Here is a 21,999-nt window from a genome sequence, read left to right on the forward strand (position 1 = left end):
TCTCTTTGCGTCCTGGTCATCCATGAGTAAAGAGCCAGAGATAGCTTCCCCTGGCCCATTTAACTAACTGCCGAAAGTCAGCTAAACCCTTATTGGTAGACGACGGTAAAGTTTGCCGTCGCGTTGGCGCTACCAGTACCAACAGCTGCATAGGCGTAATAACGGGCCATAAAGTCCAGCGTGTTATCCCCTGTGGAAACCAGAGTGTAAATGCGTGAATCTACGCCCAGATTAATCACGCTGTTCTGATCATCCAGCAGCTGCACCCCCACACCGGTCGCTGCATCAGTGGCCTCCGTCAGCGTCAGTAAACCGGCCTGCCCCACGACTTTGGTACCGTCAAAACGCACCGTGGCACCAGAAACTGTTTTCGGGCAGTTTTTCAGCACCAGGCTGAACTGTTTGGCCCCTGCGGTCTTGCCCGCGGTGAATGCATCTTTGGAAACCTTACCCAAGACAACTTCCTTGTTTTTTGATGTGGTATCTACGGTACAGGACTGATCGGTAATCGAGCCCTTGAAGTTGACTACGCCATCGGCAGCGAATGCCGAAGTGGTAAATACGGACGCACTAACAACGGCTAAAGCCAGCAGATTCTTTTTCATCCTACTAATTTCCTTTTAATTAATGCAAAAAACGCATTGGTTTATTTCCGACATAACCCTATGTCACTCCTTTTTATTTAGTTCGCAAACCAAGATGTACTCTCCGACAGGGGTGATTTATTGCCGAGAGCCTATTCATCCAAACGGTTCATTTTGAACTAAAGTGACTCCTTTGGTTTTTTATGCTGATTATTTTATTTATTTTGGTTTTTTATAAACCATTAATTAGGTTAAATAAGAGTAAACAGTTAAAAACACCAGATGGTTGGGTGGGATATTTAGAGAGGTTGGAAATTAAGCAGGATTATACTTAGATCATGGCTGGCTATAATTTAAATGAATACCGCTCATCCTTTTGTTTTTAAATAAAAAAATCGAATATTTAGGAAAGAGCTGATGCGAGTGTTGACATTGGTTTTACACGTCCTTACAGTATGTTTCAGTTTAGTTCAAAGTGACTCCTTAAATATATTAACTTAAATCCTGCTTACCAAATTTCCTTGAATCTTTGCGCGTTGCTGGCGGTATAAATGACAGTATTCTGGATATTCTTATGCCCCAGGTAGTCCTGAATTAACCGGGTATCGATCCCACGATCGGCCAACGCAAATCCACAGCCGTGACGCAGCATATGAGGGTGAGCGTTTACTTCCAATTTAGCCGCTCTGCTGTAATGCCGAATCAGAGAATAAATTCGTTGACGTGACAGGCGTCCTCCCCGGTTGGAAAGGAATAACCATTCTCCATCGGCCCCACGGTGCTCTTTGCGTTTTTCCAGCCAGCGCCGCAGGCATTGCCTTTCACGCAGGTATAATGGGTGCACGGTGGAAAAACCATTCTTCAACCGATGGACATAGATATTACCGCCCTCCAGATCGATATCCGAGAGTCGCCAGCCGCCAATTTCACTGGCGCGGCAACCATGTATAAAGCACATATATATCAGGCAGTAATCACGTTCTGGATTCTTCCCCTGCAGCGTAACCTCAAGCAACCTTTCAACTTCGGAAGGCATTAGATGTTTACGATTGGACATGGTACCTCTATTACTTTGATCAGAAAAATGTGGCTGTCATTTTCCTTTTACATCACCACAATGGATACGCGGAGCGTACTCCGGTTTACGGATAGGTTCCTGCATCCTGCGCGGAGTATAGCGGATTTGATCTGACTGAACAGCTCTGGTTGAAGTTGAAAATTACCGACATGATTTATACTAAAAATGAACCGCATGCCGAGCATGTGATCCTGAGTAAGGTTAATGATTTCAACATGTACAACCTCTATTTCATTAAAAAAAAACCACTTAGAACGCCAAGGAAAGCGATTTTCATCACAATAACCGGCGAGTCGTCGCTATAAATAAAGAATATTCCTAACAATGTTTCGCGGCTGTTCCAAGCCCTGTTTTCATAGGTAACAAAAGGAACTAAGAATACTCATACAGTGCATATTGATAATTTCATCGTCTTATTTATCGATATCGAGGAATGATAATCGGGGACGGAAGAGAAGTATTAAGAAAGAACGGCCATACCTCGATGTGAAACCTGAGGCATCTTATTATCCTCTATGGGTTTCACGTTGGCCGCTCAAGCCGCATCCATGCGCTCGCGGCATTCGTACATCCCTGTACAGCACAGCCAGGCACCCAGCTACCTCATCTCAAGGAGCTTGCTCAGGTAAGTCGCTGGGGTGACAAATCTGCCCGGAGCAGATTTGAACGCTGCTTGCTGCGGCCCGGAGGAGAGTGGCCCATGGACGGGCCACGTAAATGCGTGCAGGCAACAACGCTGCGCTTGAAAGACGACGGATAGACAGTTATTGCGCGGACATATAATGACAGAGCTCTGATAATGTCAGATCCGGCTGGTCAATAAACATTTCCGCACTGAGTGATATCCCGAACTCCCGCTTGGCCAGCAGCATCAGCTCCACATAATCCAGGCTATCCAAGCCTATCTGCCGCAAAGGTATATCTGCCGACAGGGATGCCCGATCCAACTCCCTGGCCTCGTATAGCAGGGTGCAAATAGCTTCATACAAGATTGGGTACTTTTCCATCATCACTCCTGCCGATTATTAATGTCAGCCTTGCCAAACACCAATGCCGCATTAGCGCCCCCAAAACCAAAGCTGAGGTTCATTACGTGCCTCAAATCCCCGGAGCGATGCCCTTCGCTAACATAGTCAAGATCACAGGCCGGATCGGCCTCGTTCAAATGGCAAGTGCCCGGTATTACCTGTTGCTGAAGAGCCTGCAAACAGAGGATGGACTCATAGCTGCCGGAGGCGGCGATCAGATGGCCGGTATAAGATTTGGTACTGGAAAGCGGAATGCGGTATGCATCCGCTCCCAGCGCCAGTTTGATGGCTTCGGTTTCATTTAGATCGTTGAGCGGCGTTGAAGTGCCATGCGCGTTGATGTAGTCGATTTCGTGGCTGCCAAGACCCGCCTGCGCAAGAGCCTGTTGCATGGTTTTCACTCTGGCCTGCTTGTCATCCGCTGGAGCAGTAAGATCGAAGGCGTCCGAATAATTGCCGTATCCTTTGATTTCTCCCAATATCGTTGCACCGCGCGCCAGAGCAGCATCACGTTCCTCCAGGCACAGCACCGCCGCCCCTTCAGCCAACACAAAGCCGTTGCGCGCCCGGCTAAATGGGCAGCTGGCTTTGGTGATATCCTGCTGCTCATTGCTCAACACACGCAGTACATCCATATTCCATATAGCGCCATTGTTCCTCAGCGACTCGGCAGCACCGGCCAACATCATGGTTGCGCGGCCACTGCGAATAATCTCAAACGCCTCGCCAATAGCGATGCTCCCGGTTGCACAGGCAGCGGAGGGTGAACTCTGATATCCCCTGAGCAACCAACGCTGGCTGCAGATCGCCGTCGCGATATTGGGCATCGCATGAAAACCGCCGAACAATCGGCCCAGGCCTGAATGCTGATAATCGACGTTATTGACCAGGATCTCATCCTGCCCGCCCCACCCGCTGCCGATAATGGCACCGCAATCCAGCGAAGGATAAAAATGTGCCGGCCCAGTCGAGGTTGAAGAGAATGCCATGTCTATCGCTTCCGTCGCCGCCGCCAAGGCCAGCCGAGCAAAACGCGGTAATCGACGCAGGGTCGCCCGCGACATGCCTTCAAGCGGCGGCTCTTCATCCATCAACGCAAAAAAACGTGAACGGATCCCCGCAGCCGATTTGTCGTGATACCGATAGGCTAATCGGTACGCCATAATAGCCTGCCAATTTTGTTGCGCATTGGTGCCTAATGCCGTTACAGCACCATAGCCGGTTACCACAACCCGCCTCTGCAATCTTCCCTTATCCATGTTTAATTCCTTTCCCTTGATTCTGAGATGCTGTTCCCCCCAGCGCCAACCACAGTTGCATGGTGGCATTCAGATAACGGTACTGCTGCTCCGACAGCGCATTCTCACTGGACAACAGCGCATCCTGAGCATCCAGCAACGTCTGCAATGACACCGCACCGGCCTGATATTGGTTCTGCGCCAAAATAACGCCTTGCCGACTCATCGTCAGATGCTGCCGTTGGTTGTCGATTTGCCGTTGCGCTTCCAAACGTTGCTCCATAGCATTATCCACGTCCGCCAAGGCGCGATAGACAGCATCACGAAACTGGATTTCCGCCTGCTGCGCCCGCAACAGCGCTTTCTCGCTGGATAATCGCATCTTGCGCCATTCAATAAACGGCAGCGTCAGAGACATCCCCAGCGCGCGCGTCGGATCGCTGAACCATTGCCGAAAGACCCGGCTACCCGCCTCCAGCGAGGCATCCAGGCTCAGCGTCGGAAAAAAATTCAAACGAGCCAACTCGGCTCCCGCCAGAGCAGCTCGCAGCCGCCGTTCCGCAGCCTGGACATCAGGCCGTTGAGCAATCACGGCTACCGGCTGGCGTTGAACAATGGGGACACTCTCGATAGCCAGCGATTGACGCTCCCAACGCCGTGCGAACGGTGACTGGCCAAACAGCAGCGCCAGGGAATTACGCGAGTTCTCCCGTTGCCGGCGCAGGTCATGCTGCTGGTTTTCCCGTTCAAGCAACTTTTGCTCGGCCTGCAACACTTCAAACTTTCCGACGTCACCGACGGCATGGCGCGTCTTCACCTGTCGCACGGTATTTCGCGCAATCGCCACCGCAACCTGCTGCTGCCGATTTTGCTGGTTCAAATTGGCGATTTGCCAATATAAGCGAGCAGCGGTGCCAATCAGTACCAGCGCCGTATTTTTCCGGTCCAATTCAGAGGCGTCGGCCAGCCATGCAGCCTGTTCACGGGTCCGCGCCAGCTTGCCCCACAGATCCAATTCATAGCTCAGGGAGAAGGCCATCTGGTAGCTCTCCTGAGGCCGCGCTGCACCCTGCAGCGCTCTGATATTACGGCCACTCAGGTTGGCGGCCATATCCGGGGTCAGGTTGCCGTTCACCAGCCCAGCGTCTAAAAGGGCCTCGCGCCATTGCAAGCCGGCCAGTGCCAGATCTTGATTGCTTGCCAGCACGGCGTCGATCACAGCCGATAGCAGCGGATCGTTAAAATTGTCCCACCAAGCGCCACCGCTACGTAGCGCCCCAACATCCTCGTCGGCAATGCGCCATTGTGACGGCAGCAATAGCTGCCGCTGCGCCTCCCCGCCGGCAGGGCTCCCCCCGCAACCACCGATCATCAAAACAAAAACCAATGTTAAAAATTTGCTCATTCGCGCGCCAATGCCTCTACGGGCTGTAGCCGGGCGGCGGTGCGCGCCGGAAAAAAGCCAAACCCCACGCCGATCAGCGCCGAAAAACCACAGGCCAACAGCAATGGCGGCCAGGTAAATACCATGGTGACCTGCGGCGTCAACCAGGCCAGCGCCAGGCAAACCAGGGCGGAACAGGCAATGCCCATGGCGCCGCCCAAACTGCAGATGACCACCGCCTCAATCAAAAACTGGCGCATAATGTCTCTTTCTCTGGCGCCAACCGCCAAGCGAATCCCTATCTCATGGGTGCGTTCCGTTACCGACACCAGCATGATGTTCATCACGCCCACGCCGCCAACCAACAACGAAATGCCTGCGATGGCTGTAATCAGCCAGCTCATGGAGGCGGAGGCTTTCTGTAGGGTTTGCGTCATCTGGTCATCGGTCACCGTGAAAAAATCCCGCCGACCATGTTCCAAAATCAAGCGCCGCTCCACATCATCTCGGGCCTGGGTCAGAGAAAACCCTTCCCGCACACGCATCACGATCGACTCCAGCGGCATATCGCCTGATATGCGGCCAGTCAGAGAGGTGTAAGGCAACCAGGCAAGTGGCTGAGCACCGGCGTATTTAGCGCCCTTGCGTTCCGCCACGCCAATGACCCGATAAGGAACGCCCGCCAGCGGTAGCACTTCCCCGATCGGATCCCGCAAGGAGGAGAACAGCACCTGCCTAAGCTGCGTATCGATAATCACCACCGGTTCGCGTTGGTATAAGTCCTGTTGAGTAAAAGTGCTTCCGGAGATCAAACGAGTGCCCTGCGTCCGAAAATAACCGTTACCGATGCCCATTACGGGAAGCTGCACCTGCTTGCCATCCCGAACGGCCAGCACCTGAGCACTGGCTACCGGGGAAACGCTGTCGATATACGCCAATGTCGACAGCAGCGCGACATCCTGCAAGCTCAGCGAGCGTTCAAAATCCGGGCGTTTCTTTTCCCATCCCAACCCCGGGCGGATCTCCAGCGAACTGGTACCCAGCTGACTGATTTCAGTCAGGATATTTTTCCGAGTACCCTCACCGATGGCGATCGAGGAAACAACCGCAGCGATGCCGATGATGATGCCGAGCATCGACAATAACGCCCGAACCCGGTGCCCAAGCAAAGCGCGCCAGGCCATGCTGACGGCCTCCCTGAAAGCCGGCCAGAGGTGCGCCCGACGAATCGGGGCGGAAAGCGCTGGAAAATGGCCGTTAGCCGATACCCGGCGCGTGTCATTATGGCGATCGGTAACGATCTCTCCGTCGCCGATCTCAATGATCCGCTCCGCCTGCTCCGCAATCCGACGATCGTGCGTGACGATGACGATGGTATGCCCGGCAGCGTGCAACGCATGCAGAATGCCCATTAACTCCTGGCCGCTGACACTGTCCAACGCACCGGTAGGCTCATCGGCCAGGATGATTTCCGCACCGTTCATCAGGGCGCGAGCAATACTTACCCGCTGCTGCTGCCCGCCTGACAGCTGGGCCGGGCGGTGCCGGCCATGCTGGGACAACCCTAGACGCGCCAGCAGACACTGCGCTCGCAGGCGGCGCTCAGCAGCAGGCATAGCGGTATACAACGCCGGGATCGCCACATTTTCACTGGCCGTCAGGTACGGCATCAGGTGATAGCGTTGAAAAATAAAACCGACATGGCGGCTGCGCAGTTGCGCCAACCGCTCACCGTCCGCCTGCTGAATCGCCACATCGTTGATGCGGACTACGCCTTGAGAGGGTTTATCGAGACAGCCGATGATGTTCATCAGTGTCGATTTTCCGGATCCGGAGGCACCGACAATAGCCACCATTTCACCACGCTGAATGCACAGCGAGATGTGTTTCAATATCCTTACCCTTTGCTCGCCGGCGTTGAAGTCTCGGGAAACATTTTCCAAAACGATCACTGGCGTGGCCTTAGCGGTCATGATCTTCCTCTGTGTCATTCTGCGGTGCCATTAGCACCCACTCACCTTCCTCCAGCCCTGCCAGAACCTCGGCGTAGCGGCGATCGCTAATGCCTGTCCGCACCTGGCGCGACACAATCTGTTCCCCCTGGCGCACCCGTACCTGATATTGGCCCACGCCCTGCGGTGCACCGAGCGCAGCCATCGGTACCCGCAGCACGTCCGTCGCCCGGTCGGTAACAATGAACACCTGCGCCGTCATCGAGGTACGCAACCGGCGCTCGCCGTTAGCGACGGCAAAAACGCCGTTGTAGTACACCGCCGACGACTGCTGGCTCAGATTTCTGCTCATCGGATCGGCCTCCAGTGCCTCGGACGGCGCTTGCTGTATCGTCCCCATCACGCCGTCATAGCGCCATTTGGGATCGGCGGCAGCGTAGAACCACAGCGGTTGCCCCACCTGCACTTTCAGGATGTCGTTTTCTGATATCCGGGTATGCACCATCATGGTATCCACGTTGGCCAGTACCAGCAGGGTCGGCGCACTCTGCGAAGAGACAATGGTTTGCCCTTCCTGAGTAACAATGCCCAACACTTCACCGCCAATGGGTGCAACAATACGGGTAAAGGCCAGGTTAGCTCTGGCGGTTTCCAACGCCATTTCCGCCTGAACGATTTGCGCCTCATTCACCTTCAGTTGCGCCAGTTGGGCATCCCGCTGCGCCCGAGCCTTCTCCAAATCGCTGAGCACGCCGGCACTATCTCGTCGCAGTACCCTCTGGCGTGTGAGTTCCAGTTGGTATTGCGTCAACAACGCCTCATTCATCAGTTTCTGCGCCTGCGCGCTTTGCAACTCAGCCTGTGATTTGCGCAGTTCGTTTTTCTGCAAGGTCGGATCTATTTCAGCCAACAGTTGCCCCTGGCTCACTCGATCGCCCTGTTTGACATACAGCTTTTTCAACTGCCCGTTGACCTGCGCGCCCACATTGACCTGCAGAGCCGGTTTAAGAATGCCTGTGGCCAAAACGTTTTTCTCGATGTCGCCGCGGCCGATGCGCACCGAATTCGACGGCTCCATTGCGCCCGGACGGTTCAGCAGCGCCAAACTTCCGGCGATCGACAACACAATGGCAAACAGCACCACCAGGCCGAAAAGCACTTTTTTCCTTATCATGTCACTCAACCGCCGTATGACGTCTCACCGTTGTGTGAGGAAAAGCTGCGGTTTCCAACCGACCTTCCGCCATGTGTAAAACCCGATCAAACAGCGGCAGCAGCCTCTGGTTATGGGTAACGGTTATCAGTGTCTTACGGTGTTCCCGACAGTGGGCCAATAACGTCGCTATTACCTTACCCGCAGTGTCTTCATCCAGATTCGCCGTCGGCTCATCCAGCACCAGTACCGGGCAATCGCTGTACATGGCGCGCGCTAGCAACAGGCGCTGGCGCTGCCCCAACGACAAGCCGGCGTGACTTTCCCGTACCAGCGCATTCACCCCTCCCGGCAACTTCGCCACCGCGTCGGCCAGGCCCAGTCCACGCAGCGCCTTTTCTACCCTCGCCTGTTGCCCCGGCATCGGCGACGCAAACAGCGTGATATTCTGTAATACCGAGGCATTGAACAAAATATCCTCCTGGCTTTGCAGGAAAAACACCCCCTGGGCCGCACTGCCGTCGATCGTTTGACCGTCGAGTTCCAGCACACCGTGTTGAGGCACCAGCAGACAGGCCATTACCTTCAGCAGGGTACTCTTGCCGGCGCCGGAACCGCCGGTAATAGCGATGCACTGCCCGCGTATCAGGGACAGCGACAGATCCCGCAAAATCGGCTGGCCGGCATCGTAAGCAAACGTCACCGAGCGGTAGCACAAGCGAGCATTGAAGCCAGACACCCGACCGCCGCGTTGCCCGCTAGCAGAAGACAACGCGGGGAACAGGTCCCGCGCGCGTTCGTCAATGACATGCAGTTGGTTTTTATGCAGGACGGAGAAAAAGATCTTGCTGGTATAAGAAGTGAAAATTTCACGGATAAAACTGTAGGCGAAGAATGCGCCCAGACTGAGCTCACCGCTCTTCAATAATGGCAACGCCAGCAGCATGAAAAACACCATCTCCAGGCTGGCGATCAACTGGTAAACGCTGCCCTTCACCTGCTCATAGATTTTTTGTTGTTGCAGGCAGTTAAACAATGAGAGAGCGTGGGCGGCGAAGCCCTGCTGCCGCTGGCCGGTAAGGCCGGCAGATTTGATGGTTGAAAACCCTTGGATGGTCTCCAGAATAAAGTCATTTTGCGCAGCGCCTTTCGCCTGCAACTGCTGGGTATAGTAGCGGTCCTGATAAATGGCCCATACGCTGACTGCCCCCATCAGGAGCATGCCGCTCACCGGCACCAGGGCCAGCATCGGGCTCAGATAACACATCGCCACCAACGCGATCGCACCGATAATCCAGTCGGTGCGCAGGCTGTTATCCAACTCTATCTTTTGCCCGGCGGCCATTTGCCAACTGGTGAAACGGCTGAAGATCTCACCCGGCGCACGTTTATTGAAGAAATTCAGCGAATTATCAAGCAAACGGGAAAAGCCGGCTGCACTGTGCAGCAAAACAAAGTTCTTGATAAAACGTTCGGTAATCATGCGAACGGCCAACGCCAGGGCGGTCGAGACTACAAATGCCAACAGGTAATAGAAGTAAGGAAAACCCGCCTCCCCCGCAGTCGAGAATACCTGGTTAATCGCGCTGCCCACCATCACCGGCATAATGAATAACGTCAACGAGATAAAAAATGTCATGGCCGCCAGGCGATAAATACCGGCAAGGGCGGCGGTATCTTTCATGCTCAGGCTGGCGAACGCGCGCCAACGCCCGTTGCGCTTCTTTCCTGCGGGCATAGGGGATGTAGAGGAACCTTCGCGATCCAACACCAACGCATAGCCGCTAATTTCTGCTTTCAACGCGCCAAACGGCAACAGCTGTTGGCCGAACGCCGGGTTCATTACACAGACGTAGTTCCCTTTACGATAGGCCAACAGAACATAATGGCCCGCGCCGTAGTGCAAAATCGCCGGCAAAGGCAGAGCGGCGAGATCTTGATGTTCAAACGCCACCGGATAAGCCGGCAGCGCCAATTCTGACAGTATGGCGCACAGCGTCGCCAGCGAAGTGCCGTGCTGCGACGCCGGATAACGATCCCGCAGCTCCGCCAAAGACGTGTCGATCCCTTGAGTTTCCGCCAGCATGGCGATACAGGCCAATCCGCATTCATTGATTTCGCTTTGAAAGACCGGCGTTGGAATAATGTGTTCCATGCTTTTTTACATCCCTGACTTATTCATTAATAAAAAACAATGAATGCGAATGCCATAACAGCCACTCATCCGCATGCCGAACCATTGTCCTTTCCACTATCCCTGGCAGGACATGACCGATATTTTCTGCAGCAACCGGTTCATCGATATGAATGCGGATCCCTCCGTCGTAAGAGAGTGAGTAAAACACCACCTGAGCCTGTAACGCGCGCGACAACCGGGCAATGCCGCTGTGCAAATGCGCCGGGCGATTGAACAAACGGCAGGCCTGCTTGGCCGAGAGATCCTTATTGCTGTTCAGCGTGTAATCCGGTGTGATATCCGGGAACAAAATAATATTGCGGCGATGTTCTGCGGCTTCCAGCATCGCCTGCGCCAACTTGCCGGCAATCCGCCGTTGATCGTCGTGTATGGAACAAAGGTCAACATTCTGTTGCCACTTTGGAGCCTGTCGCAGAGACTCCTGCGCCTCGCCCGAGACAATCACCGTGGCCAGCCCCGGATACACCCCAGCCCCCACCAGCGTGGCCAACACGTCGGAAACCGTATGCATCGGCGCCAGGATCACCGGAACTCCAGACCGGTGCAAAGGTTCCACCACCCGGTTAAGCTGGGCGGAACACTGTGCTAATTGGCCCAAAAGCTCGGCGTTATGTGCGTAAACCGCGGCAAAATCCAACAACCGCCGCCGCTGCATCAGCCATGAAAAATCCAGTTCACCCATGCGCCCCAGTAAACTGCGATAATTCGCCATGGCCACCGCGCTCCGGTTGCGCTGCCCAGACGGCAACAGTGACCGGCAATGCAGCCGATGCCGGAGCCCCAAATAAAGGCGGTAATCCATACGCCGCAGCATGGCGCACACCAGCAGATCCCTGAGACCGACGAGCTTTGTGGTATAGCGAACTATGCCGTCGAGGCCATTTTTCCATGCCAGATAGACCCATACGGAAAAGAAACGCATCAGGGCTCCAGCGGCTTATCATGCTGCAAGAGAGACAGTAACTGCTCGCTGAAGGCTGGGAAGTCGCGGTCCTGCACCACCAGCCATTTCCTGTTGACGATAAAGCTCGGGGTAGCATTGACCTGGTAATAGCGGCTTACCGACGACATATACGCCAGCAGTTCTTTCACCGGTGCAGAAGCACTGGCCCTATCGTATGCCGCTTCATCAATGCCGTTAGCCTTCAGCCAACCGATAAGGTGCTGCCTATCCGCCAAATTAATCTTTTCTTTTATGATTGCCTGATAGGCGGCCGGACGATGCCGCGCTTCGATCCCCATGACCGTCAGCGTGGCAAACAGTGGCGCAAACGCCGCCATACCGCTTTGATCGTCGTCATTGAGGTGCAGCCGTATCAAACGGGTCCCTGCGGGCAGATTTCTTTCCAACTCGGCGATATTGCTTTCATTTATCTCGCAATAATGGCAGGCGTAAGAAAACACTTCGACAATAGCATTAACCTCTGATATTGGGCTGCCATTCACCTTCTCCGGCGCAATAGCCCTCACGCCCTCACCTTCGGGTTGATTGATAACGTAAACGTGGAAATATGCCGAAGTCATAATGGCTGTGATGGCAATAATAAAAAATGTATAGCTAACAAATAACAACGGACGTTTATACATGGGGCGCATCCTGCGAACGAACCAATATTCAAACCTGCCAGGTGAACATTTATTATGGAAATTCAACACCCTGAGGAACGGTAATATTATGCTATCGATAAAACGCCGGCAGGACCAAGGCGGGGTGGCACAGAAACCACCCCGCTTGATAACCCTTAACCTAAATGCAGGCGTTCAGCCCATTTGGATTAATTAGGTACGCTGGTACCACAGCTGGCCGAAGGCGCCGGACGGTAGGTTTTTTTCACTCCGCCGAATTTATCTGCGCAGGTTGTTACCAGGTTGCAGGTCCGGTTATTGCCGCTTCCCACCCACTCGAAATTTTTGGTGCAAACGAAAGTACCACCAACGATTTTTTCCGCTTCAGACAGATTGATCTTTTTCATTACAATATCCTTATTTATATTAAAATTAGAAATACACTACGTTATTGCTTTTCACTTCAGGCAAAAAACAATTCTGAAAAACTATTGCAGGGACAATTGACTAACTATGAAACCAAGTCGCAAAAATAATAGCCTTCTCAAACTGGTAGATCAATACAATTATTTACATTCAGCCATAGCGTTACTTTACCCGCTAAGTATTATTGATAAGATAACTCTATTAAAAATGACATAAAAAATAAGAAAATAAAGAAATCCCAGTAAAAATGGGAAGGTAACGGAAAGGATAATTCTCAAATAAAAAACCATTTAAATAAGAAATAATCAGGTCTGACCAGATGATAGAGCCGGTAAGCGGCGATGAAAAGATTGCTTCCTGACGAGCCGGATTTACACTGGTGTATCAAATCGGTCTCTGCGATGACAGGATGCCAATGCTAGCCACACACGAATACGCCAATGACCTGATTCTATTTACCCTGATTGTTGACTGCGGCTCATTCAGCAAAGCCGCCGAAACCGCCGGCGTGACCAGCTCAGTGGTCAGCAAACGCATCGGTCGTTTGGAAAAGTCCCTCGGCGCGCGCTTGCTGTACCGTACTACCCGAAGTCTGACGCTCACGGAAAGCGGCCTGGCGCTCTACCAGCAGGCCAAAGACATCGGCATGAAAGTTCAGGATGCGCTATACGCCGTCAGTGAAAAAAGTGAAGAGCTGACCGGCACTGTCCGTATGTCGGTGCCAACCATTTCCGGGGAACTGTTGCTCAGCGAAAGCGTGGCGGAGTTCTGTGCGCAACATCCAAACCTGAAGGTAGAAATGCGGCTGGAAAACCGCTTTGTCGATTTGGTCGAGGAAGGCGTAGATCTGGCGATCCGTACCGGTACCCTGCCCGACTCCAGCCTTATCGCACGCCCAATTCTGGACTCCCGCTGGGTGATCGTCTGCTCGCCTGGCTATCTTGAGCGCCATCCTCAGCCCCTGTCGGCCGCTGATCTGCTTGAGCATAATTGCCTGACGTATACCTATCAGGAAAGCGGTACCGATAACTGGCTAATGAAGCAACCGGGCGGCAACGACATTTACGAACTGCAGGTCAACGGCAACCTGTCCGCCAATAACGCCCGCGCGATCCGCAAAGCGGTCATCGGTGGCTATGGCATAGCCATGGTGCCGCGCTGCATGGTGTACGAGGATTTGCAGGACGGTAAACTGGTGGAAATTTTAGCCGGCCATTGCGCAAAAGTATTAGGCGTTTACGCGGTCTATCCCTACACCCGCAATTTGCCGTTAAAAACCCGCCTGCTGATCGAACATATCATTACGTCCTACCAAAATATCCGCCACTTTTTTTGAAACGGCTCACATTATCGGCATTTAACTTTCACCGTCGGTAACAGGGATTAGAGCACTTTCAGACATAAACTGTGGCAAATTCACGTCTAATGAATGCAGCTGCGTATTCCCATAAAATATAACCAACTGATTAAAAACATCTTTAATTAGAGATTTCATTACCCCAACCCCCTTGTTTCTTACCCTTGCCAGGCCGGCCAAAAATCCGGCCTAGAACCCCGTTACCTATTGCGCTTAGAATAAACACAGCATAATTATTAACACTTTCGCTACATTTTAGGTCGACATTACCCCCGCACGCCGTAATCAGCGGCCTCCATCGCAGAGAGTAAAAACATGATTATTTCCGCGTCAACCGATTACCGGGCCGCTGCACAGGCCAAGCTTCCCCCTTTTCTGTTCCACTATATTGACGGAGGGGCTTACGCCGAACATACGCTACGGCGTAATACCGAGGATCTGGCCGACATCGCCCTGCGCCAGCGCGTGCTGCGCAATATGTCGGATCTTAGTCTGGAAACCCGCCTGTTCGGCGAAAAACTGGCGATGCCGGTGATACTGGGGCCCGTCGGGTTAACCGGCATGTACGCCCGTCGCGGTGAGGTACAGGCCGCCCGAGCTGCGGCGCAGAAGGGCATTCCCTTCACTCTCTCCACCGTGTCGGTCTGCCCAATCGAAGAAGTGGCGCCGGCTATCGATCGGCCGATGTGGTTCCAGCTATACGTCCTGAAGGACCGTGGCTTTATGCGCAACGCGCTGGAGCGTGCCAAAGCCGCCGGCGTGAAAACGCTGGTGTTCACCGTCGATATGCCGGTGCCAGGCGCGCGCTACCGTGACGCCCATTCTGGTATGAGCGGCCCTAACGCCGCCCTGCGCCGCATGTTGCAGGCATTTACTCATCCGCAATGGGCCTGGGATGTCGGCCTGCGCGGCAAGCCGCACGATCTGGGCAACGTATCGGCCTATCGCGGCCAACCCACCAGCCTGGAGGATTACATTGGCTGGCTGGGGACGAACTTCGATCCCTCCATCTCCTGGAAAGATTTGGAATGGATCCGCGAATTCTGGGAGGGACCGATGATCATCAAAGGCATTCTCGATCCGGAAGATGCCAAAGATGCGGTGCGTTTCGGCGCAGATGGCATTATCGTTTCCAACCACGGTGGCCGCCAGTTGGACGGCGTGCTATCGACCGCCCGCGCGCTGCCGGCGATCGCCGATGCGGTAAAAGGGGAGATTACCCTGCTGGCCGACTCCGGGATCCGCAGCGGTCTGGATGTAGTGCGCATGATCGCGCTGGGCGCCGACAGCGTGTTGCTGGGGCGCGCCTTCGTCTATGCGCTGGCCGCCGCCGGCGGTGCCGGCGTCAGTAATCTGCTGGAACTGATCGACAAGGAAATGCGCGTCGCCATGACGCTCACCGGCGCGAAAACCATCGCGGATATCGGCGCCGGATCGCTGGTCGCCGGGCGCTGAATCACGGCGGTGCCCCCTTAAGGATCAGCGCCGAAGCTCATCTTGTCGATGAAAGCTACGTATTATCATGTCGTCACCGGCTTCATGGCGTAGCGATGCAGATCCTTATGCAGACTGACCATATACAGCACGATCACCGCCGAGAACGGCAGGCCGCACAGCACTACGGCGGTCTGCATCGCACTGAAGCTGCCTGCATACAACAGGCCAATGCACACCACGGTGGTCACCGCGGCCCAGAAAATGCGCAGCCAGGCCGGCGCATCATCCTGCGCCGAGCCGCCTTGGCAAGACAGGTTGGCGATCATCAGCGTGCCGGAATCGACCGGCGTCAGGAAAAGTACAAAGCTGATCAACACGGTGAAACCGGCGGCGAGTTGGGTATAAGGCAGGTATTCGAACAGCTTGAACACCGCCATCGGCGGATCGCTCACCGCCACCTGGCCGAGGATCGCCTGCCCGCCTTCCAGCACCAGACTGATAGCGGTGTTACCGAAGATCGACAGCCACGCCAGGGTAAAGCCCAGCGGGATCAGCAACACGCCGAAGATCAATTCACGGATAGTGCGCCCTTTGGAGATGCGCGCGATAAACAGGCCGACAAACGGCGCCCACGCCACCCACCAGGCCCAGTAGAACAGCGTCCAGGCGCCCTGCCACTGGCGCGCCTTGCCGTACAGGTACATGTCAAAGCTTCTGCTGACAATCGAGGTCAGATAGTCCCCCACGTTCTGCAACATGCCGTTGACCAGGTTTAGCGTCGGGCCGGCCAGAAACACGAACAGCAGCAGCAGGCACAAAAAGCCGACGTTGATATTGGACAGTATCGCGATGCCCTTTTCTACGCCGGTTACCGCCGCCAGCGTGGCCACCACCATCATCACCACGATCAGCACCAACAACACGCCGTTGCTTTGCGGAATATCGAACAGGTAAAACAGCCCGGAGTTAACCAGTAAGGCACCGATCCCCAGATTGGTCACCATCGAGATCACCGTGACCAAAATGCCGAAGCTGTCCACCAGATGGCCGATACCACCGTGAATGCGCTCGCCGAAAATCGGATACAGCGCCGAGCGCAACGCCAGCGGCAGGCCGCGACAATAGGCGAAATACGCCAACGCGGTGGCGATCAGCGCATACAGCGCCCAGCCGTGCAACCCCCAGTGCAGAAAAGTGAGCGCCATTGCCTGACGCGCGGCCTGCACGCTGCCACCGCTGCCTTCCGGCGGCGACAGGAAGTGATCCAGCGGCTCGTAAGCACCGTAATAAACCAGCGCAATGCCGATACCCGATGAAAACAGCATCGCCACCCAAGAGGGATAACTGAACTGCGGTTGCTCGTCGTCCGGCCCAAGGCGGATATGGCCGAAGCGCGACAACGCCAGCCAAAAAACAAACGCCATACAGGCAACCATCAATAACATGTAGTACCAGCCGAACGCATCGGCTACCCAGCTCTGAGCCAGGTTAAGCCACTGCTTGCTGCCGGCCGGGAACAGCACGATCAATACGCCCAGCAGCAGGATCACCGCCGCCGAGCTGAAAAATACCGGTGCATTTAACCTAATCGGTTGTTCACCGTGCGATGGGAGACTATTCACTGTCATTGGCAGGGTTCCATGATGCAAAAGACAGACGATTTAAATGAAACTTTTAATTAACATTTAATCGCCATTTATTTGACATTTTTGCAGCATATAGAGTATTGATTGACCATTCAATCAATCAAATTAAAACTGTGATTTGCCTATCAGTCGGGGAAAAAATGTACCGTAAAGACATTCCGGAGCAGCGTAAGGAGCAGTTGATTCATGCCGCCTTCGCTGCCATTAACGTCGTCGGCCTGGCCGGCGTCACTCTGTCGCAGGTGGCAAAAGAAGCGGGGCTGTCTACCGGTATCGTCAGCCACTACTTTGGCGATAAAGAGGGATTACTGAGCGCCACCATGCGCAAGATCTTGCGCGATCTGCGCGACGCGGTCGCCGAGTGCCGCAGCCAGGCGGCCGCCGACAGCCAATCACAGCTATTTGCCATTATTCAGGGTAACTTTCATCCCAGCCAAACCAATGCGATCTCGATGCGCGCCTGGCTCGATTTCTGGGCGGCCAGCATGCACCAGCCGCCGCTGCGCCGCTTGCAGCGCGCCAACGATCGCCGGCTCTATTCCAATATCTGCAGCCAGTTCCGCCGTGAACTGCCGCAACAACAGGCGCGCGATGCCGCTCGCGGGCTGGCGGCGATGATCGATGGATTGTGGCTACGTGGCAGCCTGGCCGGTGGCGAAGCGGATCTCAGGCAGGACTGTCGCATTGCCTGCGACTATGTGGTGCACATCCTGAACGAAGGTCAGCCGGCGGAAAACCCTTCGGCAAAAGCGCCGCGCAAGTAGCTGCTGAACTCCGTTACCGCACGCGACACCTGCGGTGCATAGGGCCGCACTACGTAAAGACTGTCGGCAAAGGCGCCAATCGGGTGCCAGGCCGGCAGTACTTCAATCAACCGCCCGTCCGCCAGCGCCTGCTGCGCGCTGAAATCCGGTAGCAGAGCAATGCCCAGCCCTTCCGCCGCCGCATCGCGTATCGATTCGCTGTTGTTAGTGGCAAACGGGCCGCTGACCGGCACGCGAACCTTGTCCACTTTCCCCTCAGGCGAGTGTCTGGCGACAAAACTCCAGCCTGGCTGCTCACTCCCCCGCGGATAGTAAAGGCACTGATGCCGTTGCAGCTCGGCGGGGGATGCCGGCATGCCGTGCCGTTTAATATAGTCCGCCGACGCCACCGCCAGCGTTTCCGTCGGGCACAGCCGCCAGGCGACGTGCGTATCCGGCAGGTTATCGCTATGGCGGATCGCCAGATCGAAACCTTCGGTGGTTAACGATACCAGCCGGTCCGACACCTCGAGCTGTACCCGCACCTCCGGGTTGGCGCGCAGAAAGCCGGTGATCCGTGGTACCAACTGCTGGCGGGCAAACGCCACCGGCGCCGTTACCCGCACCGAACCGCGCAACGGCCCGGTGGAGTCGCAGATGCCGGAGAAACTCTGTTTAATCTGCGCGAAAGGCTGACGCAGTTCCTCTACCAACCTCAGCCCGGCATCGGTCAGCCGGACGCTGCGGGTTGTACGCTGCACCAGCGGTACCCCGGCCAGCATTTCGATCTCTTTTATTTTCTGGCTCATGGCCGCTTTACTGACGTCCAGCCGCTCCGCTGCACGGGTGAAACTGCCCTGTTCGGCCAGTACGGTAAACCAGTGCAAATGGGTCCACAGGGTGTCTATTTTTGGATTTTTCATCGCCAACTGTTCATTTATATAAACAATGAGTTCAAGTATAGCGCTTCTTCCCCTGCTGCGGCTTGGCTAAGATGGGTTATCGGAAGCGATGCAAAAACGCTGCCCTACGCATCTGAAATTTTTTTAACTCATTGACAGGATTATCCAAATGCCATTACTTATCTTCGAAGTTATCGAGGGCCGCAGCGAAGCCGAACTGAAAACCCTGCTCGATGTCGCCCACCGTGCCGTGCTCAGCGCTTTTGAGGTGCCGCAGCGCGATCGCTATCAGATTGTTCATGAAAACAAGGCTCACCATATGGTGATCGAAGACACCGGCCTTAACCTGACGCGCACCCGCGATCTGGTGGTGGTGCGGGTGATCACCAGCCCGCGCGCCGAAGAGCAGAAACAGCGGTTTTACGCCGATCTTAGCCGTGAGCTGAAAGAAAGCTGTGGAATCGAAAGCAGTGACCTGATGGTGTCTATCACCACCAACAGCAAGGGCGATTGGAGTTTTGGCAACGGCGTAGCGCAGTATCTGACAGGCGAATTGTGATGCCTGCGGCTAACGCCCGGTTCGTTAGTGCCCGGACGTTAGCCAATGAAATTATGACTCCTCGCTGTACTGGTTTTGCCACATCGCGGCGTAACGGCCATTTCGCTGCAGCAGATCCTCATGACGCCCACGCTCGACGATTTCTCCCGCCTCCAGCACAATGATTTCATCGGCGTCCACTACCGTGGACAGGCGATGGGCAATCACCAGAGTCGTATGATCACGGCTCACTTCACGCAGATGTGCCTGGATCTCGCGTTCGGTTTGGGTATCCAGTGCGCTGGTGGCTTCGTCGAACACCAGGATCGCCGGGTTTTTCAAAATGGTGCGGGCGATCGCCACCCGCTGCTTCTCGCCCCCGGACAGCTTAAGCCCCCGCTCGCCCACCCGAGTTTCATAGCCGTCAGGCAGGCTGGCAATAAACTCGTGGATATGCGCCAGCTTCGCCGCCCGTTCGATCTCTTCTTTACTGGCGCCGGTTTTACCATAACCGATGTTATAGCCCAGAGTATCGTTAAACAGCACCGTATCCTGCGGCACGATGCCGATCGCCTGTCGTAGGCTAGCCTGGGTCAGTTGGCGAATGTCCTGGCCGTCAATAGACACCGAGCCGCCATTTACCTCGTAGAAACGGAACAGCAGCCGGGACAGCGTGGATTTGCCGGCACCGGAAGCGCCGACCACCGCCACGGTGTGACCGGCCGGAATGGTGAGGCTGACGTCTTTCAAAATCGGCCGACGCGCATCATAGCCAAAGCTGACCGAGTCAAAACGCACTTCGCCATGGGTCAATGCCAGGGCTGCCGCATCAGGACTATCGACAATTTCCTGCTCTTCCTGCAGCAAATCGAACATGTTTTCCATGTCGATCAACGCTTGCCGGACTTCGGCATAAATGAAACCGAAAAAATTCAGCGGCTGATACAGCTGAAGCAGATAAGCATTCACCAGCACAAAGTCACCCACCGTCAAGCGCCCCTGCACAATGCCTTGCGCCGCCATTGCCATCATCACTATTAATCCGATGGAAATAATGGCGGTTTGCCCGAGGTTGAGCGCGGTAAAACTGAACTGATTTTTGATGGCGGCATATTCGTACAATCGGCGTGACATATTGAAACGCTCGGCTTCAAAATCTTCGTTACCGAAGTATTTTACCGTTTCATAGTTCAGCAAGCTGTCGATAGATTTGGTGTTCGCATCGGCGTTAGCCTGGTTAAGCTCACGCCTGAATCGGGTTCGCCAACTGACCGCCATCACGGTAAACAGGATATAACAGCCGACCGTTGCCACAATTGCCAAGGCAAACCAGCCGTTTAACAGGTGCCACATAATCACCGACACCAAGGTGATTTCGAACAGAATAGGAAAAATAGAGAACAGCAACCGTGAAAGCACCGTCGCCACCGCTTGGGTGCCGCGTTCGATCGACAGCGACAGCCCGCCAGTCTGGCGTTCCAGATGAAAGCGCAGGCTCAGAGAGTGCAACTGCCTGAATACGCGCAACCCCAGCAATCGGGTGGCATTCTGGCTGACGTGCACAAACATCACGTTGCGTAATTCTTCAAATAGCGCGGCACCGACACGCGCGACGCCGTAAGCCACGATAAACACGATGGGAATGGCCAACACTTTGGCGCTTTCACCGCTCAGCCCGTCGACCATGGCCTTATACGCCAGCGGTACCAATGTGGTACTGACCTTGGATATCACCATGAAAATAAAAGCGATCACCAAGTAATAGCGCAGTTTGGGATTATCTTTAGGCCAGAGATAAGGCAGCAGAAAAGTCAGTAAACGGGAGCGATCCATAAGGTAATATTTATCTTCTTAGTCAAAGTGGCGACGTCGGCTAGTGATCCATTTTGGCACGTATGGCGGCGAAACCCTTATGAAATCCGCTATCGCCGCCTTTTTTGTATCGCTGGAGCAAGCCCCCATAGCTCGGCGATTTTGCCGCTTTCCTTCGCCCCATTTATTCTTAAAGTGCGATCTTTCAGGCTCACCGTTAAAACTTGTTGTTGAGAAGTTATCACCACGTTAATATCCGAAAAAATTATTATAAAATGAATTATTGGCTATCGATCAATAATAAAAAGTATTTTATTTCATCATCTTGTATTCAGTATCTGCCCTACCTTCGCCTACTCAGGCTTTAACACCCGTTGCGAGAAATTCACCATGAGCACTGCATTACCCAGCGAAAATTTGCGTTCGGATAACAATGGAACCGGTTTCAGAAGAAGAGATGTGTTGTTCGGCATGGCTTCCGTCCTTGTCGCCACCTCCCTGCTTGGCTATCCATTTCTGACCCAGGCTGAGCAGCAAACCGCAGCAGCCAACCCACTTGTCTTTGCACGTTTCTTCACTCTGTCGCGGACTATTACCGAACATCAGGACATCGATCAGGGCATGTCGGCGCGAATATTCACCGCCTTGAGCGACAGCATCCCCAATTTCTCTGCTCAGATTAAGCAGCTAAGCGCCTTGCTGCAGCCGGAGCAAAGTGCCAAACAGCTGCAAACGCTGGCAATCCAGGCCGGCCTGCAGGATTTGCTCACCGCCATTATCAGCGCCTGGTATACCGGCACCGTCGGGCATGGCCAGCAAGCTGTGCTGATCGCCTACAAGGATGCGCTGATGTACCGCCCCGCCAGCGATGCGCTGATCGTACCGACCTATTGCGGCAACGGCCCACTGTGGTGGACCGCCGCTCCGCCGATGACCATGACACCCGTTCGCTGAGATT

Annotated in this window: 19 protein-coding genes; 5 read left to right on the plus strand and 14 right to left on the minus strand. The window is 54.5% G+C overall.

Features of this window, described 5'->3' with window-relative positions:
• Nucleotides 1-89 precede the first annotated feature (89 nt).
• From SERAS12_RS20210 to SERAS12_RS20260, 11 genes are all read right to left on the minus strand, one after another.
• Entirely contained in the window at nt 90-605 is a 516-nt protein-coding gene (locus SERAS12_RS20210; RefSeq protein ID WP_013814323.1) for a fimbrial protein, read from the minus strand.
• Between the two features lie 487 nt (nt 606-1,092).
• Entirely contained in the window at nt 1,093-1,641 is a 549-nt protein-coding gene (locus SERAS12_RS20215; RefSeq protein WP_013814324.1) for a tyrosine-type DNA invertase, read from the minus strand.
• A gap of 785 nt (nt 1,642-2,426) precedes the next feature.
• Nucleotides 2,427-2,669 (minus strand): acyl carrier protein, encoded by a 243-nt coding sequence (locus SERAS12_RS20220; RefSeq protein ID WP_013814325.1) that lies wholly within the window; start codon nt 2,667-2,669, stop codon nt 2,427-2,429.
• 2 nt (nt 2,670-2,671) lie between these two features.
• Nucleotides 2,672-3,949, minus strand: coding sequence for a beta-ketoacyl-[acyl-carrier-protein] synthase family protein (locus SERAS12_RS20225; protein ID WP_013814326.1), 1,278 nt, complete (start codon nt 3,947-3,949; stop codon nt 2,672-2,674).
• On the minus strand, nt 3,942-5,333 hold the full coding sequence (locus SERAS12_RS20230; RefSeq protein ID WP_013814327.1) for an efflux transporter outer membrane subunit: 1,392 nt from the start codon (nt 5,331-5,333) through the stop codon (nt 3,942-3,944). Before SERAS12_RS20230 ends, SERAS12_RS20225 begins: the two co-directional genes overlap by 8 nt.
• Nucleotides 5,330-7,285: an ABC transporter permease gene (locus SERAS12_RS20235; RefSeq protein ID WP_013814328.1), complete on the minus strand. Its 1,956-nt coding sequence runs from the start codon at nt 7,283-7,285 to the stop codon at nt 5,330-5,332. Before SERAS12_RS20235 ends, SERAS12_RS20230 begins: the two co-directional genes overlap by 4 nt.
• Entirely contained in the window at nt 7,275-8,438 is a 1,164-nt protein-coding gene (locus tag SERAS12_RS20240) for an efflux RND transporter periplasmic adaptor subunit (RefSeq protein ID WP_041416338.1), read from the minus strand. The genes SERAS12_RS20235 and SERAS12_RS20240 overlap by 11 nt, the downstream gene beginning before the upstream one ends.
• 1 nt (nt 8,439) lies before the next feature.
• Nucleotides 8,440-10,572: a peptidase domain-containing ABC transporter gene (locus tag SERAS12_RS20245; protein WP_013814330.1), complete on the minus strand. Its 2,133-nt coding sequence runs from the start codon at nt 10,570-10,572 to the stop codon at nt 8,440-8,442.
• Nucleotides 10,573-10,591: 19 nt separating this feature from the next.
• Nucleotides 10,592-11,536 carry a hypothetical protein gene (locus tag SERAS12_RS20250; protein WP_013814331.1) on the minus strand — a complete coding sequence of 315 codons (945 nt, stop codon included), beginning with the start codon at nt 11,534-11,536 and terminating at the stop codon, nt 10,592-10,594.
• Entirely contained in the window at nt 11,536-12,201 is a 666-nt protein-coding gene (locus SERAS12_RS20255) for a DsbA family protein (RefSeq protein ID WP_013814332.1), read from the minus strand. Before SERAS12_RS20255 ends, SERAS12_RS20250 begins: the two co-directional genes overlap by 1 nt.
• Nucleotides 12,202-12,389: 188 nt before the next feature.
• A complete protein-coding gene (locus tag SERAS12_RS20260) occupies nt 12,390-12,587 on the minus strand; it encodes a DUF4762 family protein (protein WP_013814333.1) in 198 nt (65 codons plus the stop codon).
• Nucleotides 12,588-13,021: 434 nt separating this feature from the next.
• On the opposite strand from SERAS12_RS20260, the gene SERAS12_RS20265 reads away from it, so the two are divergent.
• Together SERAS12_RS20265 and lldD are read left to right on the plus strand one after the other, a co-directional pair.
• Nucleotides 13,022-13,942: a LysR family transcriptional regulator gene (locus SERAS12_RS20265; protein ID WP_013814334.1), complete on the plus strand. Its 921-nt coding sequence runs from the start codon at nt 13,022-13,024 to the stop codon at nt 13,940-13,942.
• Nucleotides 13,943-14,278: 336 nt separating this feature from the next.
• On the plus strand, nt 14,279-15,418 hold the full coding sequence (gene lldD, locus SERAS12_RS20270; protein ID WP_013814335.1) for an FMN-dependent L-lactate dehydrogenase LldD: 1,140 nt from the start codon (nt 14,279-14,281) through the stop codon (nt 15,416-15,418).
• 65 nt (nt 15,419-15,483) lie between these two features.
• Here the strand turns inward: lldD and SERAS12_RS20275 are convergent, their stop codons facing one another.
• Nucleotides 15,484-17,028: a BCCT family transporter gene (locus tag SERAS12_RS20275; RefSeq protein WP_013814336.1), complete on the minus strand. Its 1,545-nt coding sequence runs from the start codon at nt 17,026-17,028 to the stop codon at nt 15,484-15,486.
• Nucleotides 17,029-17,186: 158 nt separating this feature from the next.
• Between SERAS12_RS20275 and betI the strand changes: the two genes are divergently transcribed.
• Nucleotides 17,187-17,810, plus strand: a complete 624-nt coding sequence (gene betI, locus SERAS12_RS20280) for a transcriptional regulator BetI (protein WP_013814337.1) — start codon at nt 17,187-17,189, stop codon at nt 17,808-17,810.
• Here the strand turns inward: betI and SERAS12_RS20285 are convergent.
• Nucleotides 17,768-18,712 (minus strand): LysR family transcriptional regulator, encoded by a 945-nt coding sequence (locus tag SERAS12_RS20285; protein ID WP_013814338.1) that lies wholly within the window; start codon nt 18,710-18,712, stop codon nt 17,768-17,770. The genes betI and SERAS12_RS20285 overlap by 43 nt on opposite strands.
• Nucleotides 18,713-18,860: 148 nt before the next feature.
• Here SERAS12_RS20285 and SERAS12_RS20290 point away from each other — a divergent pair, with 148 nt between their 5' ends.
• Nucleotides 18,861-19,250 carry a tautomerase family protein gene (locus SERAS12_RS20290; RefSeq protein WP_013814339.1) on the plus strand — a complete coding sequence of 130 codons (390 nt, stop codon included), beginning with the start codon at nt 18,861-18,863 and terminating at the stop codon, nt 19,248-19,250.
• 51 nt (nt 19,251-19,301) lie between these two features.
• Here SERAS12_RS20290 and SERAS12_RS20295 read toward each other — a convergent pair whose 3' ends face one another.
• Nucleotides 19,302-21,062, minus strand: coding sequence for an ABC transporter ATP-binding protein/permease (locus tag SERAS12_RS20295; protein WP_013814340.1), 1,761 nt, complete (start codon nt 21,060-21,062; stop codon nt 19,302-19,304).
• Between the two features lie 369 nt (nt 21,063-21,431).
• Between SERAS12_RS20295 and SERAS12_RS20300 the strand changes: the two genes are divergently transcribed.
• Nucleotides 21,432-21,995, plus strand: coding sequence for a sorbitol dehydrogenase family protein (locus SERAS12_RS20300; protein WP_013814341.1), 564 nt, complete (start codon nt 21,432-21,434; stop codon nt 21,993-21,995).
• Nucleotides 21,996-21,999 lie beyond the last annotated feature (4 nt).

Source organism: Serratia sp. AS12, from assembly GCF_000214195.1.
In the GTDB taxonomy this organism is placed as follows: Bacteria; Pseudomonadota; Gammaproteobacteria; order Enterobacterales; family Enterobacteriaceae; genus Serratia; species Serratia plymuthica.

Bases quoted from the DNA above. Each gene is read 5' to 3' on its own strand.
- SERAS12_RS20260 (WP_013814333.1), bottom strand. From the start codon at position 12,587: ATGAAAAAGATCAATCTGTCTGAAGCGGAAAAAATCGTTGGTGGTACT.
- SERAS12_RS20285 (WP_013814338.1), bottom strand. From the start codon at position 18,712: ATGAAAAATCCAAAAATAGACACCCTGTGGACCCATTTGCACTGGTTT.
- SERAS12_RS20255 (WP_013814332.1), bottom strand. From the start codon at position 12,201: ATGTATAAACGTCCGTTGTTATTTGTTAGCTATACATTTTTTATTATT.
- SERAS12_RS20240 (WP_041416338.1), bottom strand. From the start codon at position 8,438: ATGATAAGGAAAAAAGTGCTTTTCGGCCTGGTGGTGCTGTTTGCCATT.
- SERAS12_RS20210 (WP_013814323.1), bottom strand. From the start codon at position 605: ATGAAAAAGAATCTGCTGGCTTTAGCCGTTGTTAGTGCGTCCGTATTT.
- SERAS12_RS20250 (WP_013814331.1), bottom strand. From the start codon at position 11,536: ATGCGTTTCTTTTCCGTATGGGTCTATCTGGCATGGAAAAATGGCCTC.
- SERAS12_RS20275 (WP_013814336.1), bottom strand. From the start codon at position 17,028: ATGACAGTGAATAGTCTCCCATCGCACGGTGAACAACCGATTAGGTTA.
- betI (WP_013814337.1), top strand. From the start codon at position 17,187: ATGTACCGTAAAGACATTCCGGAGCAGCGTAAGGAGCAGTTGATTCAT.
- SERAS12_RS20245 (WP_013814330.1), bottom strand. From the start codon at position 10,572: ATGGAACACATTATTCCAACGCCGGTCTTTCAAAGCGAAATCAATGAA.
- SERAS12_RS20220 (WP_013814325.1), bottom strand. From the start codon at position 2,669: ATGGAAAAGTACCCAATCTTGTATGAAGCTATTTGCACCCTGCTATAC.
- SERAS12_RS20265 (WP_013814334.1), top strand. From the start codon at position 13,022: ATGCTAGCCACACACGAATACGCCAATGACCTGATTCTATTTACCCTG.
- SERAS12_RS20235 (WP_013814328.1), bottom strand. From the start codon at position 7,285: ATGACCGCTAAGGCCACGCCAGTGATCGTTTTGGAAAATGTTTCCCGA.
- SERAS12_RS20225 (WP_013814326.1), bottom strand. From the start codon at position 3,949: ATGGATAAGGGAAGATTGCAGAGGCGGGTTGTGGTAACCGGCTATGGT.
- lldD (WP_013814335.1), top strand. From the start codon at position 14,279: ATGATTATTTCCGCGTCAACCGATTACCGGGCCGCTGCACAGGCCAAG.
- SERAS12_RS20230 (WP_013814327.1), bottom strand. From the start codon at position 5,333: ATGAGCAAATTTTTAACATTGGTTTTTGTTTTGATGATCGGTGGTTGC.
- SERAS12_RS20300 (WP_013814341.1), top strand. From the start codon at position 21,432: ATGAGCACTGCATTACCCAGCGAAAATTTGCGTTCGGATAACAATGGA.
- SERAS12_RS20295 (WP_013814340.1), bottom strand. From the start codon at position 21,062: ATGGATCGCTCCCGTTTACTGACTTTTCTGCTGCCTTATCTCTGGCCT.
- SERAS12_RS20290 (WP_013814339.1), top strand. From the start codon at position 18,861: ATGCCATTACTTATCTTCGAAGTTATCGAGGGCCGCAGCGAAGCCGAA.
- SERAS12_RS20215 (WP_013814324.1), bottom strand. From the start codon at position 1,641: ATGTCCAATCGTAAACATCTAATGCCTTCCGAAGTTGAAAGGTTGCTT.